Genomic DNA, 2781 nt, shown 5'->3' with positions numbered 1-2781 from the left:
CTATCCGTTACTCGGACGGGGAAAGTAGGTCGCTGCAGGCTTTGTTAGAATTCTAGCTTTCCGTATCGTTTAATCGTTTAAAAACTCAATTCCGGTTGAATACTGTTTTTCAATACTTCTTGTGCTAAATTTAGATTATTTAAATTTTCGGGTATTCGACTCGGGCTCGGCGTGGCAAAATTTTATCTCACACGAAAACAAATACCGATCGAGCGGGCGCGTTTGCCCCAAATCTAGCCCTTTAGCTTCATCATTTTTTCTAAAATTTCATAGACTAGATCAAACTTCGTAAAGCCGTCCCTGTCTAAAAAATGCCCGCCTTTTTGCACCTCGTAAAACTTAGCATCGATCTGCCCCGCTAGCTCGCGGCTAAAGCTAAACGGCACGATATAATCGTCCTTCGCAGAAATTACAGCGCGCTGTTTTGCGGCGGCTTTTATACGCTCAAAATCAAAGCCTTTATCCATAAACTCGTCTAAAATTTTAAATTGCGGATCGCTAAGCGGCTTTGCAAGCCCCGAAACTAGCACGACGCCCTCTACTGCGCCGCTTGCGGCACTGTTTTGTAAGAAATTTAAGATTGTAGGGCAGCCGAGGCTGTGTCCGACCAGATAGACTTCGCCTTCAAATTTTACGCTTTCTCGCAGAGTTTTCAGCCACTCATCAAGCCTTGGGTGCGCAGGCGTGGGCATCGTTAAAATTTCCGCCCTCGCGCCCGATTTTTCGATCTCGCCTTTGAGCCAGGCAAACCAATGGCTTTTAGGCGAAGCGTCGTAGCCGTGCACGATATAGACGCACTTTTGCATATTTTTCTCCTTCGAATTTAAGCTCGCCCCAAACGAGGCGGTACCGACGCAAAGTAGCGAAGCTGCGCATGCTAGGCTAAATTTCATCACATTTCGTCTTTTGCTATTCATCTATAGCTCCTCTCATTTCTAAAGCGGACATTTTACATCGTTTTTAAAAAAGTTTTCTTAAGACGTTCGCGTAGATCTATAAAAATTTGCAGCAAAGCCGCTTGCGCGCAAATTTTAAAATTTCAATCTGCGCGCTAGCCCCTACAGATCGTGATTTTGTCGGCAAATTTACCCAAAAAGTGATACCCCGAGCCCGCCTGCGCGATGATATCGAGTACCGCGTCGGCATCCCGCACGAGCGTGCCGCCCGCAAAGTCCACGCCGCGCTCAAACAGCGCCCGCGGCAATAGCGGCGTGGTGGGCCCCACGAGCACGAGCTTGGCGCCGCTTTTTTTCAGACGTAAAAGTCCCTGCAGCGTGTCGTTGATGAGCGTCGTAGCCGTGATTATCACGTTATCTGCGCGCGGTACGACGCTTGCGGCCTCGCTTGCAGGCAGGTAAAACGGCAGCTCTGCCTCTTTAAGCGTGCTTTTGTCAAGCTCTAAAATTTTAAAATCCGCGCCATTTTTCATCAGCGTCTTGATGTAGGGCACCAGCGCGCCCACGACGACGCTAAAGCTGCCGCGCTCGATCCGCAGCTCATCAAAGGGATCGGCACCGAATTTCACGTCGTAATCGGCGGTGATTTTATCAAAACACGCCCTTCCAAGCGCATTTAGCGCGGCAAGTGCGAGCGTCTTTTTAAGCGGCGCGGCGGAGTTTAGGTCACGCAGTAGATAGCGCACGCTCTTGCCCGCGATATTGCCCGAATCGGGCATCGCGCTTGCCTGCGAGGGGCAGCAAACGGCGCCCGATAGGGACTTTAGCGGCGTATAGCTAAGCCCGCACGTGCCTCCTTGCAGCTTCACGCCGCTAAAAAATAGCCCCACGACCGCGCGCTCGATCTTAAGATCCAGTGCCTGGGCGCCTAAAATTTCTTTCGCGCACTCCAGCGTCTGATCTAAAATTTCGCTCATTTTCGCTCCTTTAATGTGGAATTTGACGCCATTATAGCTTAAAATTTCGCCGCCCGTATTGATATAAATTTATTGATCGCGCGACGGGCGATGTCCAAACAGACGCGAGCCAAATTTAACGCAAGCGGCAGACGCGAGATAAAATTTTACGTAGCGAGCGCGTATCGTTACGACTTGGAATTTTAAAAAGCGCAGTGCAGCTTTAAAATTTGAAACGTGCGGACAAACATGAAATTTTAAGCGAGCGGGTAAATTCAAAATTTTAACGAGTGAGTACGGTTAAAAATTTTAAACTGATCGGCGGCGCGGACGAAGCGGCAAACGAGCAAGCGATATTGATGGGGTAGCGAACAGGCGGTGCGGACGGATCAAATTTAACGAGCAAGCCGATGCGAGCAGACAATGCGAGCTAAATTCCATAAGAGCGGACGAGCAAGAGTTTGGACATAGACAGGTAAATTTAACAATAGTAAGCCGATACGGGCTGAATTTTAGGCTAGCTTAATGAGCGAATGCGGGATAAATTTTAATGAATACGAATGGGCGCGAGCTCGGGCAAATACGAGCAAATTTAATAATTGCAAGCGAACGCAAACTCGGACGCGAGCTAAATTTAACGAAAGCGGCAGCGGGCAAAATTTAATAAAAGGTGCGGGCACGGGTAAAATTTACGCGGCGGCCGTATCCATGACAAGTTGCGCCCGCTGCGGAGTTAAATTTTATTTCCTACCTGCCGCAAGGCTAAATTTTATTTTCCGATCCGACGCAAAGCTAAATTTCATTTTCCGATCCGCCGCAAAGCTAAATTTTATTTTCGGATAGCAGGATGTTGATGAGCGGATTTAGCAGCGTCTCGCCGCGAGCGGCGCACAGCACGATCTCGTCGTAGTAGTAGTCGCTCCTGCCGT

Annotated in this window: 2 protein-coding genes; both read right to left on the bottom strand. The window is 48.9% G+C overall.

Annotation, left to right across the window (positions count from 1 at the left end; genetic code table 11):
- Nucleotides 1-233: 233 nt before the first annotated feature.
- A complete protein-coding gene (locus Q0438_RS10800) occupies nucleotides 234-917 on the bottom strand; it encodes an alpha/beta hydrolase (protein ID WP_299190797.1) in 684 nt (227 codons plus the stop codon).
- A gap of 134 nt (nucleotides 918-1051) precedes the next feature.
- The gene (locus Q0438_RS10795) at nucleotides 1052-1873 is read right to left on the bottom strand and encodes a DUF364 domain-containing protein (RefSeq protein ID WP_299190796.1); all 822 of its coding nucleotides are present in this window, start codon (nucleotides 1871-1873) and stop codon (nucleotides 1052-1054) included.
- Nucleotides 1874-2781: the final 908 nt, after the last annotated feature.

The sequence above is a fragment of the uncultured Campylobacter sp. genome (assembly GCF_938030785.1).
In the GTDB taxonomy this organism is placed as follows: Bacteria; Campylobacterota; Campylobacteria; order Campylobacterales; family Campylobacteraceae; genus Campylobacter_B.
Note: the sequence above shows the minus strand (reverse complement) of the source record. Positions and strands in the feature narration are given on the sequence as shown.

Excerpts from the sequence above, each read along its gene's own strand:
- Q0438_RS10800 (WP_299190797.1), bottom strand. The coding sequence starts at position 917 with ATGAATAGCAAAAGACGAAATGTGATGAAATTTAGCCTAGCATGCGCA.
- Q0438_RS10795 (WP_299190796.1), bottom strand. The coding sequence starts at position 1,873 with ATGAGCGAAATTTTAGATCAGACGCTGGAGTGCGCGAAAGAAATTTTA.